The organism is Microvirga flavescens (assembly GCF_003290125.1).
Classification (GTDB): Bacteria; Pseudomonadota; Alphaproteobacteria; order Rhizobiales; family Beijerinckiaceae; genus Microvirga; species Microvirga flavescens.
Genome location: NZ_QMKH01000001.1, coordinates 789,544 through 804,462, shown reverse-complemented (window position 1 = coordinate 804,462; position 14,919 = coordinate 789,544). Strand labels below are relative to the sequence as shown.

At 63.8% G+C, this 14,919-nt stretch carries 15 protein-coding genes; 10 read left to right on the top strand and 5 right to left on the bottom strand.

The window, feature by feature from the left end; translation table 11 throughout:
• Positions 1-47: 47 nt before the first annotated feature.
• Positions 48-1,238: a non-hydrolyzing UDP-N-acetylglucosamine 2-epimerase gene (wecB, locus tag DQW91_RS03620; protein WP_112662453.1), complete on the top strand. Its 1,191-nt coding sequence runs from the start codon at positions 48-50 to the stop codon at positions 1,236-1,238.
• On the opposite strand, the gene wecC is transcribed toward wecB, so the two are convergent.
• The 4 genes from wecC to DQW91_RS03595 all read right to left on the bottom strand — a co-directional run bounded on the left by wecC (position 1,211) and on the right by DQW91_RS03595 (position 5,827).
• A complete protein-coding gene (wecC, locus tag DQW91_RS03615) occupies positions 1,211-2,467 on the bottom strand; it encodes a UDP-N-acetyl-D-mannosamine dehydrogenase (protein WP_112662153.1) in 1,257 nt (418 codons plus the stop codon). The genes wecB and wecC overlap by 28 nt on opposite strands.
• Entirely contained in the window at positions 2,464-4,470 is a 2,007-nt protein-coding gene (locus DQW91_RS16965) for a WecB/TagA/CpsF family glycosyltransferase (RefSeq protein ID WP_245410881.1), read from the bottom strand. Before DQW91_RS16965 ends, wecC begins: the two co-directional genes overlap by 4 nt.
• 155 nt (positions 4,471-4,625) lie before the next feature.
• Positions 4,626-5,540, bottom strand: a complete 915-nt coding sequence (locus DQW91_RS03600; RefSeq protein ID WP_112662152.1) for a glycosyltransferase family 2 protein — start codon at positions 5,538-5,540, stop codon at positions 4,626-4,628.
• 113 nt (positions 5,541-5,653) lie between these two features.
• Positions 5,654-5,827, bottom strand: coding sequence for a hypothetical protein (locus DQW91_RS03595; RefSeq protein WP_157961323.1), 174 nt, complete (start codon positions 5,825-5,827; stop codon positions 5,654-5,656).
• A 474-nt stretch (positions 5,828-6,301) separates the two neighbouring features.
• Between DQW91_RS03595 and DQW91_RS03590 the strand changes: the two genes are divergently transcribed.
• The 9 genes from DQW91_RS03590 (at position 6,302) to ptsN (ending at position 13,856) form a co-directional block, all read left to right on the top strand.
• The gene (locus DQW91_RS03590) at positions 6,302-6,943 is read left to right on the top strand and encodes a sugar transferase (protein ID WP_245410880.1); all 642 of its coding nucleotides are present in this window, start codon (positions 6,302-6,304) and stop codon (positions 6,941-6,943) included.
• Positions 6,944-7,067: 124 nt separating this feature from the next.
• Positions 7,068-7,730 carry a hypothetical protein gene (locus DQW91_RS16850; RefSeq protein WP_198411759.1) on the top strand — a complete coding sequence of 221 codons (663 nt, stop codon included), beginning with the start codon at positions 7,068-7,070 and terminating at the stop codon, positions 7,728-7,730.
• 139 nt (positions 7,731-7,869) lie between these two features.
• Entirely contained in the window at positions 7,870-8,484 is a 615-nt protein-coding gene (locus DQW91_RS03580) for a ribonuclease D (protein ID WP_112662149.1), read from the top strand.
• 123 nt (positions 8,485-8,607) lie between these two features.
• The gene (lptC, locus tag DQW91_RS03575) at positions 8,608-9,327 is read left to right on the top strand and encodes an LPS export ABC transporter periplasmic protein LptC (RefSeq protein WP_157961321.1); all 720 of its coding nucleotides are present in this window, start codon (positions 8,608-8,610) and stop codon (positions 9,325-9,327) included.
• A gap of 2 nt (positions 9,328-9,329) precedes the next feature.
• Positions 9,330-9,953, top strand: coding sequence for an LptA/OstA family protein (locus tag DQW91_RS03570; protein WP_112662147.1), 624 nt, complete (start codon positions 9,330-9,332; stop codon positions 9,951-9,953).
• Positions 9,954-10,055: 102 nt separating this feature from the next.
• Complete coding sequence (gene lptB / locus DQW91_RS03565) at positions 10,056-10,865, top strand: LPS export ABC transporter ATP-binding protein (RefSeq protein ID WP_425373370.1); 810 nt, start codon at positions 10,056-10,058, stop codon at positions 10,863-10,865.
• Positions 10,866-11,003: 138 nt separating this feature from the next.
• On the top strand, positions 11,004-12,437 hold the full coding sequence (gene rpoN / locus DQW91_RS03560; protein ID WP_112662451.1) for an RNA polymerase factor sigma-54: 1,434 nt from the start codon (positions 11,004-11,006) through the stop codon (positions 12,435-12,437).
• Between the two features lie 282 nt (positions 12,438-12,719).
• Complete coding sequence (gene hpf / locus DQW91_RS03555; protein ID WP_342633204.1) at positions 12,720-13,298, top strand: ribosome hibernation-promoting factor, HPF/YfiA family; 579 nt, start codon at positions 12,720-12,722, stop codon at positions 13,296-13,298.
• 93 nt (positions 13,299-13,391) lie between these two features.
• Positions 13,392-13,856, top strand: coding sequence for a PTS IIA-like nitrogen regulatory protein PtsN (ptsN, locus tag DQW91_RS03550; RefSeq protein ID WP_112662450.1), 465 nt, complete (start codon positions 13,392-13,394; stop codon positions 13,854-13,856).
• A gap of 114 nt (positions 13,857-13,970) precedes the next feature.
• Here ptsN and DQW91_RS03545 read toward each other — a convergent pair whose 3' ends face one another.
• A complete protein-coding gene (locus DQW91_RS03545; RefSeq protein ID WP_112662144.1) occupies positions 13,971-14,702 on the bottom strand; it encodes an SIMPL domain-containing protein in 732 nt (243 codons plus the stop codon).
• Positions 14,703-14,919 lie beyond the last annotated feature (217 nt).

The window sequence follows — 14,919 nt, the reverse complement described above, 5'->3', positions numbered from 1 at the left end:
TTGCGCATCACCTAGATGCCGGAATGCGGCATCAGGTTCATTCGACAATGCGCAAGATTCTTTTTGTCTACGGCACGCGTCCCGAAGCCATCAAGGTTGCTCCGCTCGTCGCAGCTCTTGAGCGCTGCGCGCACATCACGGCTGTTGTCGCGGTCACGGGGCAACACAGGGCGATGCTCGATCAAGTCAACAGCCTGTTCGGTATCCGCCCAAGCCACGATCTCGACATCATCACCGAGCGGCAGCGGCTGCAGGACATCACGACGCGCGCCCTCAACGGCGTGTCCGATGTCATCGCCGCCGAGGAGCCGGACGCCGTTCTCGTCCAGGGCGATACGACCACATGTCTTGCGGCGGCGCTCGCCGCATTCTATCAACGCGTGCCCGTCATCCATCTCGAAGCGGGCCTGCGCACGCGCGATCCCAACAATCCGTTCCCGGAAGAGATCAACCGTTGCCTGACGACACAGCTGACGAGCGTGCATCTGGCACCAACGCCGACATCGAAGGCGAACCTTCTGGCGGACGGCGTTCCGGAAGAAAAGATTTACGTGACCGGCAACACCGTCATCGACGCGTTGCTCGATGTAGTGGCCCGCGACCTCCCGATCGAGAACGCGGACCTTGCGAAGCTCAAGGGTCGGAAGACCGTTCTGATTACCGCGCATCGCCGCGAATCCTGGGGGGAGCCGATGGCCCGCACCGCGCGCGCCATCGTGCGCATCGCGAAAGCGTTCCCCGATGTTTTGTTCTTCCTGCCGGCCCATCTCAACCCCGTGGTGCGAGATGTGCTGCTGCCGCCGCTCGCGGGACTCGACAATGTCGTCATCACCGCGCCGCTCGCCTATTGCGATTTCGCGCGGGCGATGAACGAGGCGAGCGTCGTTCTCACCGACAGCGGCGGCGTGCAGGAAGAAGCGCCGAGCCTCGGCAAGCCTGTTCTGGTGATGCGCGAGACCACCGAGCGGCCCGAGGCGGTGGCCGCCGGAACCGTGAAGCTGGTCGGCACGGACGAGAACACCATCGTCGATGAGGTCACGGCCCTCTTGACGGACCACAACGCCCATCAGGCAATGGCGCGGGCTGTGAATCCTTATGGCGATGGCCATGCCGCGATGCGTTGCATGCGCGCCATCGAGCATTTCTTCGGCCTCGCCGAACGACCCATCGAATTCGATCCGTTTATCGGGCTGCCGCGCGCCGTACCGCTTCAGGTCCACGCGCCGCGGGTGTCGTAGACCACCTTGCCGCCAAGCCGCGTCCTGCCCAGGGTCTTGAACTGGTCGTGCTCGACAAGCAGCACGACGATATCGGCCTGCTCCACGGCCTCGATCGCCCGTTCCATACGCAAGTTCGAATAGCCGGCGAGCGCAGGCGGCAGGCGGTCCGTGTAGGGATCGACGGCGATGACAGCGGTCTCGGGCAGCCCCTTGGCGATCAGCTCCACCACTTCGACGGCGGGGCTTTCGCGAATATCGTCCACGTTCGCCTTGAAGGTCAGGCCAAGGCACGCGATGGTCGGGGAGTTGAACCGCGCAGCTTTGGCGATCACCTGCCGCGCCACATGATGCGGCTTGTCGTCGTTGACCGCGCGCGCGGCGCGCAGGAGCCGCGCGGATTCAGGCGCGGCGGCGATGATGAACCAGGGATCGACTGGAATACAATGTCCGCCCACGCCCGGACCGGGCTTCAGGATCTCCACGCGCGGATGCCGGTTCGCCAGGCGGATGACCTCCCAGATATCGAGATGCAGCGCCTCGCTGATCATCGAGAGCTCATTGGCGAATGCGATGTTCACGTCGCGGTAGGCGTTTTCGACGAGCTTCGCCATCTCCGCGCTCGCGGCATCGGTGAGCAGGATTTCGCCTTGCGCGAACACCCGGTAGATCGAAGCGGCGCGCTCCGCGCAGCGTGGCGTCACCCCGCCGACGACGCGATCATTGGTGATGATCTCGATCATGATACGCCCCGGCAGCACGCGCTCGGGGCAATGGGCGACGTGGATCTCGGCAACGCCATCCGAATCATGCGGCATCCTCAAATCGGGACGCAGCGCGCCGATCCAGCGGCTGACCTGTTCGGTGGTTCCGGGCGGCGATGTGGATTCGAGAATGACGATGGCGCCCCGCTTCAGCTTTGGCGCAACCTGCTCGGCGGCGGCCTTTACGTAAGAGAGATTGGCCGTGCGGTCCTCATTGAAGGGTGTTGGCACGGCGATGATGTAGGCATCCGCCTCGGGCGTTTCCGACACCGCGCTCAAGCGGCCCATCGCCACCGCGCCGCTGACGGCGACCGCAAGGTCGGGTTCCGTGAAGGGAACCTTGCCCTGCGCAACGGCGGCGACGATGTCCTCGTTGATATCGACACCGATCACCTCGACCCCGCGCGTCGCAAGCGCCGCTGCCGTTGGTAGACCGATATATCCCAAGCCGAGAATCGCCAGACGGCCAGAGAAGAGATCGGTCATTGCAACGGCTCCCGGTTACCTTGAAGAACTACGTGCGTGACGGCCCCCCGAAACGGTGGCGACGGGCCGAAGAATTCCCGCGCGGTCAAGAGCAGGAATTCAGCATTCGTGGACAGATACCGCCAGGCCATGCGGCGCGGCTCCTGCAACAGGCGGAACGCCCATTCCATGCCGAACCGCTGCCAACCCACCGGCGCGCGTTTGGTGATGCCGGCGAGAATGTCGAACGATCCGCCGACCCCGTGCAGGACAGGAACGTCGAGACTGTCCTTGAAGGAGCCGAGAAAGATCTCCTTCTTCGGAGAACTCATGCCGAGAAACAGCATGTCCGCACCCGACTTGCGGATGTCGGCGGCGATCCGCGAGCCGTCTTCGTCGGCGAAATAGCCGTCGTTGCGGCCGGCGATCTTCAGCCCCGGATAACGCTCCTGCAGCCGCTCCTCGAGCGTGCGCAAGACATCCGGTTTCGCCCCGAGAAGATAAATCGACCATCCTTCCCGATGCGCGAGACCCAGAAGCCGCTCGAAGATATCGATGCCGGTGACCCGCTCGGGAAGCGGACGGCCGAGCAGCTTGCTTGCCCACACGACGGATTGCCCGTCGGCGAGAAGCAGGTCGCATTCGAGAAGAGAGGTGCGCAGGGCCGGGTCTTTCCGCAGCTTGACCACCTTGGCGGCGTTGAGCACGCCGAGCAGGAGCGGGCTGCGGGCGGTGAGGGCCGCGCGGCAACGCTCGACGACTTCCTCCATTCTCAACGGATCGATGTAGAGCCCAAACAGAAGCCGCCTGTTGTCGTTCTGCGCAACGGGCTGCGGCGCGCGGGCATGTATCCGCACAGTCTCGTCGCCCCGCAATTTCTGCACCACTCCGCCCGAGAGCCAGGCATAGAGAAGCCAGCCGAGCTCGTAGGGGCGGCACTCATAATCGATCCGCGTCGGTGGAAAGATCGCCTCAAGGCCGGACAGGTGCAGGCCGGGGCTCAGCGCCGTCGTGACGGCGGAGATCTTCCGCACGGCCTTCGCCGGTTCGCGCCGCCCGACCTTGCGCCAGATGACGCCGCTCTCCTCGCAGATCAGATCGCCGCTCACCTCCGGGTGCTCATAGAGCCACATCAGCCCGCTGCCGATGGCCTGCCGGTGATCATGTCCTCCGGCCTCCGCGAGATCGAGCAGCGCCATCGGCGCCATCGCGTGCTGATGAACGCTGTAGACCGGGTAGCCTTCGACCACGGTTCCATCGCGCGTGTCGTAGTGCCACCACCATTGGCCCGCCGGCCCCTGGCATGCGCAGATACGGGCGGCGCACGAATCCGCCGCCGCCAACGCGGCCTTGTCGCCATAGGCGACCGAGAAGCGGGCAAGTGCCTGGATCGGATAAACTTGATCCGCGAAACAGCCCACATGCGCGCGAAACCGCCCACTTGCCTCGGCGGGCAGCATGTGCGGAAAGAGCCCGCTCGGGCTTTGCGCCAGCCGCAGGCGGTTCGCCGCCGCAAGACACAGATCGTCCGTGTCCGCGAGGTGCCGCGCCGCGAGCGCCGCGATCACGGTCCACGCGCATTCCACGGTGGAGACCGGCTCGTTCGCCGCGAGCACGGCGCGAAGCCGTGCGAAAAGGTCCGCCGCGTGAAACCCGGCGACTTCGGCTGCCGCCCATGCGGTCAGCGCAATCGCGCCGGTATCTTCGCTCAGCGCCGCCAGCCCCACGATGGATCGCGCGAACTCCGCTGCGTTGCGCCCGCCGAGAATGCGCCGCTGGTCATCGTGATCGACGAACGCCGCGCCCAGCGCGACGATGGCGGCATATCGAAGGTTCTCGCCTTCCGGCCGTACCGACATGTCCATGTCAGGGTGAACGGCGCGAACGGTGTGAACAAAGCTGCCATCCGCATACATTTGCGGCAGCCCACGCAGCGCAAGCGAGACCAGCCGTGCGGTGCGCTCGCGCAGGTTCTTTGTGTGAGATTGCAGGACGTCCAGCCGCGCGGGAGGATCGTCTTGCATAAAAGGCTGATGAGTTTTGTGAGTCGACGCGTCGTGCGGGTCCATGTCTTGCTCTTTGAAGCGTCTTGCTCTTTGCAGCGACCGGACCGCGACCTTACTTCAAATCGCACCGCATCCCGTCTGCGATTGCGACTTACTCCCATCATCGCAAAGGGTTAGCGGCGGGCTCTCCGAAAGATCCGCGCGTAAGACTTTCTCAGGAGGGACTGCGCCACCCAGGTCACCGCGCCGGGATAGCGCGCAATGCTCGCCAGCAGAAATCTGCGGCCCGCCCGCTTTCTACGGGCCCTGTAAAGCGAACGGCTCACATCCATGAGAAGAGCCGCGTGCTGCCTGCGGTATCGCTCCAGAATGCGTCTGTTTTTCTTCAGAACGCGCACGATCCCGATGCCTTCCTTGCGGAAATTGGAGGAGATGCTGTCCGGCGAAATGAAGGCCAGCACCACGGGTTCCGCATCCTCGAAGATCGTGGTGTGTTGCGCGAGCCTGATCGCAAATTCCCAATCCTCGTTCGCCCGCGCCTTGCTGTCGAACCACGTGAAAGAGGGAAAGCAATCGCGGCGGAACAGGGCGTTCTGCAGGCTCACCCTGTTCTCGCTCAGGAGATGCCCAAGCTGATCCTCATCGAGCTTCAGCCGCCCGTGGGCAGGCGGCGCGTAGGCGATCCGGCCGGGCCCGTAATTGAAATGATCGTCGCGCCCGTAAATGATCTTCGCGCCGGTGACGACGCCGACATGCGCGGGCAGCCGCGCGAAAAGGTCGAGCTGCATCTGCAACTTGTTCGGCAGCCAAAGGTCGTCGCTGTCCTGAAAGGCGATGAATTCGCCCTTCGCTTCGGCAAGGCCAGTATTGCGCGCCGCCGCCGCCCCGCCATTGACCGGCCGCCGGACATAGCGCACGCGGTTGTCGCCGATGGCACGGACAGGAGTTTCGACATCCTCCCGCGAGCCATCATCGACGACGATCAGTTCGAGGTCCCGGAACGATTGCGTCAGAACGCTCGTGCAGGCCGCCACGATGCTGTGCGAGCGGTTGAATGTCGGGAGGATGACGGAAACCTTCACAGGCATGACGAAGCTTTCTGCGCCGCGCACTCATTGCACGGACTTCAGCCATCATGATGCAGGCAGGGCGCAAATCAATAAACTGGGCCGCTTCAAACGGAGTAGGCGCGCAGCACAGCTCAGATCACGGCGTAGCCGATGACGATCCAGACAAGGAGACAGAAGACGACGAAGGCGACGATCAGGACCCTGCGGGAAAACCGGTCGGCGACAGCCTGACCGCGCGCCCCGCCAAGCTTTGCGAGAAACGTCTCGGCCCGGAGAACCTCGGCATCGTCCTTTGAAGTTTCCATCGGCATCGGTGCCTGTGTCCGCCGTCCTGCTGCGCTTAAAGGGTTTGCCGCGCGAACGTACCGCTTGCGGAGTAAGGCCGTCCAGCCGGAAATCGCTCAAGCCCAGCCGGCCCATCGTCGCACGTCTGATCGCGCAATGCTTTTTCATCGGCTCACAGCGGCGATGAAGCCCTTATGAGAACCGTAGATTGGCTTACTCCGAAATAGTGAGCGGGCAAGTGAGGCGGGCTGCCTATAGTAATTGCTCCAGGCCGTCGCGATGCCGCGTTCTCGAGTGCTCAGGCTTGGCTGCGTTCCATAAAAATAATCTGTTCGCATTGGGGGATGGACTGATCGCGAGGAACCGATATGGAACCAGAACGAGCGTCGCGTCGCCCAATGTCCGGCTTGCCGTTTGACCTGAGGCCGTTCCCTCGCCCGGTTCCTCACGCGGAGCGCAGGGCTTATCCTGCGCCACACCCCGTTCGCATCGCGGTGGGCCAAAGACCCGCCAGGCGTCTCACTGACCGTCATCTTGAGCTTGCGGGCAAGCGCGCGCTCGATGTCACGGTTGCTCTTGTCCTCATTTGCCTGCTCGCACCCGGCCTCATTCTCATCGCGGCGGCGATCAGGCTCACATCGCCGGGACCCGCCATCTTCAGGCAGAAACGTTATGGGCTTGGCGGCGCGCCGTTCGAGATTTTCAAATTCCGCACCATGAGCGTGCACGCCTGCGATCCGAGCGGGCGCACCCAGACATGTCAGGGCGATATGCGGCTGACGTCCATCGGGCGTTTCCTGCGCAAGTCGAGCCTCGACGAACTGCCCCAGCTCATCAACGTGCTGCGGGGAGACATGTCCCTCGTCGGCCCGCGTCCGCACGTTCCGGGCATGCTGGCGGGAGGCATGCTCTATGAGGATCTCGTTCCCGAATATTTCGAGCGCCTGCGCGTTCTGCCGGGCGTGACGGGGCTCGCGCAGGTCAATGGCCTGCGGGGGAGCACCGAAGATCCAGCCTTGGCAATAGCCCGCGTCAGCGACGACCTCGCCTATATCGAGCACTGGTCGCTGATGCTCGACATCAAGATCATTCTCAAAACCGCGCAATGCGAGTTTCTCTCCGGCAGCGGGCTTTGACGCCTCGCCGGATCGCCTGTCACTGTCCCGAGATCGCCTTGCGCCGCTTAGACGCAAGCGCGGCACGGAACTTCGCGGTGGCGTGCCTGTTTGATGGCCAGCGGCAGTCCCTGAGGAGGACGCTATGGCCTTTTCTCTTCGCATTCCGGCTCTTGGTCTTGCGATACTGGCAATCGGCGTTGCCGCGCCGATGGGCGAGGCCGAGGCACAACATGGTCACTTTTTCCACCCCGGCGGCATGGGTGGATTTCATGGTGGCGGTTTCCACGGCGGTGGATTTCGTGGCGGCGGATTTCGTGGCGGGGGATTTCCCGGTGGCGGATTTCACGGTGGTGGGTTCCGTGCCGGCGGATTTCGCGGCGGGGGATTTCACGGCGGCGGGTTCCACGGTGCCCCGTTCGCGACCGGCAGTATCGGGCGCGTCCACGCGGCTCCAGGCTTCGGTTATCGCCCTGGCATCGGCGGTTATTATGGCCGCCCCTATCGGTGGGGTGGATATTACGGGCGCTACTACGGCTATCGCCCCTATTACGCTTATCGTTACCGCTATCCCTACGCCTACAGCTACGGCTACCCGTATTACGGCTACTATGGGTATCCCTATGATTATTACTATGACGATAGCGGCGCGATCGCGGCGGGCCTGATCGGCGGGCTGGCGCTGGGCGCCATCGCAAGCGCGAACCACCCTGCCTATTACTACCCTTACGGTTGTCACTATGAACGCCTGAGGGTCGTGAATGCCTACCACCACGTCGTGGTTCGCAGGGTCCGGGTCTGTTCCTGAGTGGAAAGGGTGCCGATTGAAGAACGGCGTGTGCGGCGACGCACGAAATCGGATTCACTTTTCCGGTTCATGCTCTAGCTGTTGATGCTGGCGGGCGGACAGGGTAGAGGCCCTTGTTCGGCAAAGCTTGGATTCTTCAATGACAACGCGCTTCCACCGTGGCGATCTGCCTGCGGACTATCAGCCCGGCCCGGCCATCGCGATCGATACCGAGACGCTCGGCCTCAATCCCCACCGGGACAGGCTGTGCGTGGTGCAGATCTCAAAGGGCGACGGCTCCGCCGATGTGGTGCAGATCCTGAAAGATGGCCCTGTCCCACACAATCTGGTGCGGGTGCTCGGGGACGAGGGCGTTCTCAAGATCTTCCACTTTGCCCGCTTCGATCTCGCAGTGCTGTTCCACGCCTTCGGCGTGATGCCGCGCCCGGCCTATTGCACCAAGATTGCCTCGCGCCTCACGCGCACCTACACGGACCGCCATGGTCTCAAGGACCTGGTGCGCGAACTGCTCGGGGTAGAGATCTCCAAGCAACAGCAATCCTCCGACTGGGGCGCGGACACGTTGAGCCAGGCGCAGCTCGATTACGCGGCGTCCGACGTGCTCTATCTCCACGCTCTCAAGGAAAAGCTCGACCGCGTGCTGGCGCGGGAGAACCGCACCGGAATCGCGCAGCATTGTTTCGATTTCCTTCCCACGCGGGCGCAGCTCGACCTGATGGGCTGGCCGGAGACGGACATTTTTTCCCATAGCTGATAGCTTGTATTTAAGCTTTTCGGCATAAATGGCCGAAGATGAGGCGAAGACACGCACCCGGCGGGCCACAACTTCGCCACGGCAACCCGGCATGGCCCCGCGCGTGAGGTAAGGAAAACTTTGGTGACGGAACTGAGAGGCATGGCGGTCGAGGGCGGTCGGGGGTCGATCCCGGCGGCGCGCTCGCGCGCCTTTCAGAAGGCACGCCGCCATTCGCGCTGGGTCCGCATTGCCAAATGGGCGATCCCCCTCGGGGCTGTCGGAGGCCTGGCGGCGGTGATCCTCGTCGTCGTGTTCGATCCGTTCCGCAACATCCAGGGCCTGAGCCTCGGCGCGCTCTCGGTTTCGGGAACGCAGGTGACAATGGAGAGCCCCCGGCTCACGGGCTACCGCAATGATACCCGCCCCTATGAGGTGACGGCCACCGCCGCGACGCAGGATGTGCGCCAGCCGCATCTCGTGGAATTGCAGAACATGCGGGCGCGCCTCGTCACCGACGACAAGGGCGGCACGACCCGGCTCGAGGCCCTGAAAGGTGTGCTCGACACGCAAAAAGAGCAGATGCAGCTCAAGACCGATATCCGCGTCTACACCGACGCGGGGCAGGAGGTGAAACTCCATTCGGCCTTTATCGACTTCAAGGCAGGCACCGTGGTATCCAACGAGCCTGTAACAGTTTCTCTCGGCAACGGCACCATCGAAGCGCAAGGCATGAGCGTGACCGACAACGGCAAGGTCATCCAGTTCACGGGACGGGTTCGCACCGTCTTCGAAAACCCGAATGCTTCAAACCCGGCTGCCGGTGCCACGGCCCCGGCCCAACCCTCCAATCCGCGTCCATAGCCATGTTCAAATATGCAAGCCTCGTTGCAGGCGCCCTTCTCGTCTCCCTTCCGGCCTCGGCGCAGACGCCCCCGGCCGCCCAGAAGGAGCGCGCCGCCGGTTTCGGCAATTTCGGTTCGAGCAAGGAGCCGATCAAGATCGACGCGGACAAGCTCGACGTGTTCGACAAGGAAGGCCGCGCGGTCTTCTCCGGCAACGTCGTCGCCGTGCAGGGCGAGAGCACCATGAATTGCTCGATCATGACGGTGCTCTACGAGCAGAAGAAGGACGACAACGGCAAGAAGCCGGCGGTGCCGAGCACCCAGGGCACCGATGACAGCTCGATCAAGAAGATCGACTGCAAGGGCCCGGTGACCATCGTCTCCAGGACGCAGGTCGCCACCGGCAACGACGCCATTTTCGACCGCGAGAACAATAAGATCTATCTCGTCGGCAATGCCGCCCTGAGCGACGGCCCCAACATCACCCGCGGCGAGCGGGTCGTTTACGACCTCAACAGCGGCATCGCCAATGTCGAGACGAAGCCCGGCGGGCGCGTGAAGGCCCTGTTCGTTCCCGGCAGCAACTCCGAGGTCGAGAAGGGCAAGGACGCCGCCAAGGACAAGGCCAAGCCGGCCTCCCGCTGACGGAGCGCCCGTTCCGCGTTTTTCAGGGACTTATTCGTGAAACCCTTTTTCAGCCGCACCTCGCAAGCCGCCAAAGCGCCGGTCAGTGCACCGGCGCTCGCCGTGTCCAAGAACTCGAGCCTCGAGGCGGCAGCCAATGCCATCGCGCGCCAGACCGCTAACCTTTCCGGCGCGGCGGCCTTCGGCGGCCCCGGCATTCTGGCAGTCAAGGGATTGCAGAAAAGCTATCGCGGCCGGACCGTGGTGCACGAGGCGGCGCTGAACGTGCGCGCCGGCGAGGCGGTCGGCCTGCTCGGCCCCAACGGCGCGGGCAAGACCACCATTTTCTACATGATTACCGGCCTCGTCTCGGCGGATCGCGGCGTCATCAGCCTCGACGGGCACGAGGTCACGACGCTTCCGATGTACCGCCGCGCGCGCCTTGGCATCGGCTACCTGCCGCAGGAAGCCTCGATCTTTCGCGGCCTCAACGTGGAAGACAACATCCGCGCGGTGCTCGAAGTGGTGGAGCCGAGCCGCAAGGAGCGCGACCGCAAGCTCGATGCGCTCCTCGACGAGTTCAACATCACGCGCCTGCGCAAGTCGCCCTCCATCGCCCTGTCAGGCGGTGAGCGGCGGCGCTGCGAGATCGCCCGCGCGCTCGCGGGCGAGCCGACCTTCATGCTGCTCGACGAGCCTTTCGCGGGCATCGACCCCATCGCGGTCGGCGACATCCAGAACCTGGTGCGCCACCTCACCCGGCGCGGCATCGGCGTTCTGATCACCGACCACAATGTGCGCGAGACACTGGGCCTTATCGACCGCGCCTACATCATCCATTCAGGCCGTGTGCTGACGGAGGGCCACCCCGACGCCATTGTGGCGAACGAGGACGTGCGCCGACTCTATCTCGGCGAGGACTTCCGCCTTTAAGCACATCGCCGCGCCGCGATTGCCAGACTAAGCCAAAAGGCGACCATGCGCCGCCCCGCCGGCTTTTGACGGCGGGGAACGCCTGTGTAAAACTCCAGGCATGCAAAAAGCATGCCGACTGGCTTTCGGGGCGCCCTGATGCCCCCGATGCAAAGATTGGAGCTACGCCAGGCCCAAAGCCTGGTCATGACGCCGCAGCTTCTGCAGGCGATCAAGCTGCTGCAGCTCTCGCACCAGGAATTGCAGGCCTATGTGGAGGCCGAGCTCGAGCGCAATCCCCTGCTCAATCAGGAGATCGCGCCCGACGCGCCCGATGGCGAGACAGGCGAAGCCGCCGCCGACGATACGGTTGCCGGAGCGGACAAGGACGCCGAGCCCGAGGCGCTCATCACGTCATTGCCATCCCGCGAAACCCCGTCCCTGCCCCGCACGGCGGGAGAGGCCGCACGGCCTGGCGAAAACGCCCTCGATTTCGCCGCAACGATTGCCGCGCAGACAACCCTGGCCGACCATCTCGAACGCCAGCTCGAACTCGCCACCAGCGATCTCCATGAGCGCGCCATCGGCCAATACCTGATCCATTCCCTCGACGAAGCCGGCTATCTGAGGGACGACCTCGCCGTCATCGCCGTGCGCCTCGGCGCTCCGCGCGAGGAGGTGGAGGCCGCGGTCGCGCTGATCCAGACCTTCGACCCGCCAGGGGTGGGCGCGCGGGACCTCGCCGAATGCCTGGCGATCCAGCTTAAAGAACTCGATCGTTACGACCCCGCCATGCAGGCCCTGCTCACGCGGCTCGACCTTGTCGCGAAGCGCGACTTTGCGGCCCTCAAGCGCCTGTGTGGGGTCGATGACGAGGACCTCGCCGAAATGCTGGCGGAGATCCGGCTTCTGGAGCCCAAGCCCGGCCATGCCTTCGCAGCCCCGTCCTCGGAATTCGCCGCGCCCGACGTGCTCATCAGGGAAGGCCCGGATGGCGCATGGGTCATCGAACTCAACCCCGACACGCTGCCTCGCATCCTTGTCGATCAATCCTACCATGCGCGCGTTTCCAAGGCGGCGCGAAGCGATGAGGAGCGGGCCTTTCTCAACGAGTGCCTGCAAAGCGCCAACTGGCTCAAGCGCAGCCTCGACCAGCGGGCGAAGACCATTCTGAAAGTGGCGAGCGAAATCGTGCGCCGGCAGGACGGGTTTTTCCGTCACGGCGTTTCGCACCTGCGGCCTTTGACCCTCAAGGCCGTGGCGGACGAAATCGGCATGCACGAATCCACCATTTCCCGCGTGACCGCGAACAAGTCCTTCAGCACCGGCAGGGGCTTGTTCGAGATGAAGTACTTCTTCTCGGTGGCCATCAACAATGCGTCCGGGGCCGAGGCCCATTCAGCCGAGGCGGTCCGCCACCGGATCAAGCAGATGATCGAGGGCGAGCCGGCGAACGATGTGCTCTCGGACGATGCAATTGCCCAAAAATTGAAGGGTGAAGGCATCGACATCGCGCGCCGCACCGTTGCGAAGTACAGGGAATCGCTGCGCATCCCCTCCTCGGCGGACCGGCGCAGGCTGAAGAAAGTTTGAGCGCGGCCTGAACGCCCTTCGCGAATCGCATGCCGCCGGAATCACCGACGAACGACAGGCATGAGCGTGCGGCAGGCTTGGCTTTCTTGTGGATGCCGCCCTGTCTTCACCACATCGGGATCAGCAAAAGTAGCAGCGCACCCCGTTCGGCCCGTCCACGGTTGAGGGCCGTTGCTCGTCCCGATCTAAATTGTCGCGTCAAGACTTGTTTTGCACCGGGGAAGAAGCATCATCTAACCATAGTCGCAGGTCGGCGGCGCACGTCGGCTGCACGGGAGGACGATGATGGCGTTGAGGGTATCCGGGAAGAGTCTCGATATCGGTGAATCCCTTCGGAATCAGATTACGGAACGAATGGCCGGCGCTCTCCAGAAATTCTACGACGGAAGCTATTCAGGGCATGTCACGGTAACCAAGGACGGGATCGGTTTTCGCACCGATGCCGTGCTTCACCTCGCCTCCGGCGCGACCATCGAAGCCACCGGCCAGGCTCAGGACGCCTATGCGAGCTTCGACCAGACGGCGGAGCGAATCGAAAAGCGCCTGAAACGCTACACGAAGCGCCTGAAGGCGCGGGCTCCCTCGGCTGCCAGCCGCGCCTCGGGCCGCGAAATCAGCTATTCCGTGTTCGAAGCGCCGACGGAGGAATCCGCCGAGGCGGAAACCTACCATCCGGCCATCATCGCCGAGCTGACGAAGCCCTTGCACCGCTTCTCGGTCAGCGATGCGGTTCTCGATCTCGATGCCACGGGGGCCACCGCCCTCGTTTTTATCCACGCTGGCACCGGCCGCGTTAACGTCGTATACCGCCGGAGCGACGGGGCGATCGGCTGGATCGACCCGCCGTCGGGGCAGGCCTGAGATCTCGTCACAGGGGGATTCGACTTGGCCCAGGACTTGCTTTTGAACAAAGCGCGGGGCCGAAACGGCTTCACCACCAATGCGGCTTTAGCGATGCCTTTGCTCGACTTTCTAGATCCCCAGGCTGTTCTTCCAGCCTTGCGGGCCACCGGTAAGAAACAGGCTTTGCAGGAGCTTTCCGCCCATGCGGCGCGGCTCACTGGCCTCGATCAAGACCTCGTTTTCGAGACGCTGCTGCAACGGGAGCGCCTCGGCTCGACCGGGATCGGCGAGGGGATCGCCATTCCCCACGGCAAGCTGCCCGGCCTCACCCGCATTTTCGGGCTCGCCGCGCGGCTGGAAAAGCCCATCGACTTCGAGGCCCTCGACGGCCAGCCCGTGGATATCCTGTTCCTGCTGCTGGCTCCCGAAGGCGCGGGCGCGGATCACCTGAAGGCGCTCGCCCGTGTCGCCCGCGTCCTGCGCGAGCCGGGAATCGTCGAGCGCGTGCGCGCCACCCGCGAGCGGGAAGCGCTTTATTCGGTGCTCACCGAACTCTCCGCGCCCCGCGCGGCGTAACCGATAAGCGTCATCCCGGACGCCGCAGGCGATCCGGGATCGGCAGAGAGCCGCTTATCGAAAAACGATCCCGGGACTCCGCTGTCGCGGCCCCGGGATGACGATCATCAGCCGTTATTTCGGCGCGATTTCCCACACCATCTGTACATTGGCGTCGTAGCGCAGGGTTGCCGGGGGGACGATCGGGATCGCCTCACCAGCCTCCTTCATCATGGGAGCGGCCCGCATCCTGAAGCTGTCCTCAGGGGCGCCATAGGGACGCGCCGCGCCATCCTCGATTTCGAGAATCTTCACCAGCGTCACGCCCGCCGCCGCCGCATAAAGCTCGGCTTTCCGCTTGGCATCGCGCACCGCCGCCTCGCGGGCCTTGTCCTCGCCCTCCTCCTGCCGGTCGAGGCCGAAGGAGACCGATTCGAAGAGCATGTCGGGGCTTGCCAGAATCTCACCCGCAAGCTTGCCGACGCCGTCGAGATCGCGGGTCGTGATGCGCAATTCGTGATTGGCGGTGAACTTCGGCACGCGGATCTCCTTACCGTCCGGCCCGACGCGGGGCGGGGTCTGGAAAACCTGGAAGTTCAGGGTGCGGATATCTTCTTTCTTCACGCCGATCGCCTGCAGGCGGGCGAGGACCTTCTCGGTCGAGGCGCGGTTGGCGTCGCTCGCCTGCCCGATGGTGTCCGCTTGCGTGGAGACGGCGACGTTCAGCCGGGCAAAGTTCGGCTTCAACTCCGCCTCGCCCGCGCCGGAAACGCTGATTGTCGAAGGCCGCGGCGGCTGTTGACCTTGAGCGAAGGCGGGAGAGGTGAGGGTCAAGGCGGCGAGAGCTGCCGCGAAGGCCATGCGCATGTTGGTTCCATCCCTTAGAGCATTTTCAAGAAAAGTGGACGCCACTTTTCGTGAAGAAAATGCGTAAATTAAAAAGGCAGAGCAAAATTCCGATTCAGCATGATCGAATTTTGCTCCAGCACGATCCGGTTGTTCCGGTCGTGCGGGTTCTCAAAATGAAAGAGCATGGCCGCGTGGTGCGGCCATGCCCTCGAAACGACAGCTCGCCTTTCGGCAA

Coding starts and splice junctions, on each gene's coding strand:
- DQW91_RS16850 (WP_198411759.1), top strand. CDS start 7,068: ATGGCCTTTTCTCTTCGCATTCCGGCTCTTGGTCTTGCGATACTGGCA.
- DQW91_RS03595 (WP_157961323.1), bottom strand. CDS start 5,827: ATGGAAACTTCAAAGGACGATGCCGAGGTTCTCCGGGCCGAGACGTTT.
- DQW91_RS03600 (WP_112662152.1), bottom strand. CDS start 5,540: ATGCCTGTGAAGGTTTCCGTCATCCTCCCGACATTCAACCGCTCGCAC.
- DQW91_RS03545 (WP_112662144.1), bottom strand. CDS start 14,702: ATGCGCATGGCCTTCGCGGCAGCTCTCGCCGCCTTGACCCTCACCTCT.
- DQW91_RS16965 (WP_245410881.1), bottom strand. CDS start 4,470: ATGCAAGACGATCCTCCCGCGCGGCTGGACGTCCTGCAATCTCACACA.
- ptsN (WP_112662450.1), top strand. CDS start 13,392: ATGCCTTTGCTCGACTTTCTAGATCCCCAGGCTGTTCTTCCAGCCTTG.
- rpoN (WP_112662451.1), top strand. CDS start 11,004: ATGCCCCCGATGCAAAGATTGGAGCTACGCCAGGCCCAAAGCCTGGTC.
- DQW91_RS03580 (WP_112662149.1), top strand. CDS start 7,870: ATGACAACGCGCTTCCACCGTGGCGATCTGCCTGCGGACTATCAGCCC.
- hpf (WP_342633204.1), top strand. CDS start 12,720: ATGATGGCGTTGAGGGTATCCGGGAAGAGTCTCGATATCGGTGAATCC.
- DQW91_RS03570 (WP_112662147.1), top strand. CDS start 9,330: ATGTTCAAATATGCAAGCCTCGTTGCAGGCGCCCTTCTCGTCTCCCTT.
- wecC (WP_112662153.1), bottom strand. CDS start 2,467: ATGACCGATCTCTTCTCTGGCCGTCTGGCGATTCTCGGCTTGGGATAT.
- wecB (WP_112662453.1), top strand. CDS start 48: ATGCGCAAGATTCTTTTTGTCTACGGCACGCGTCCCGAAGCCATCAAG.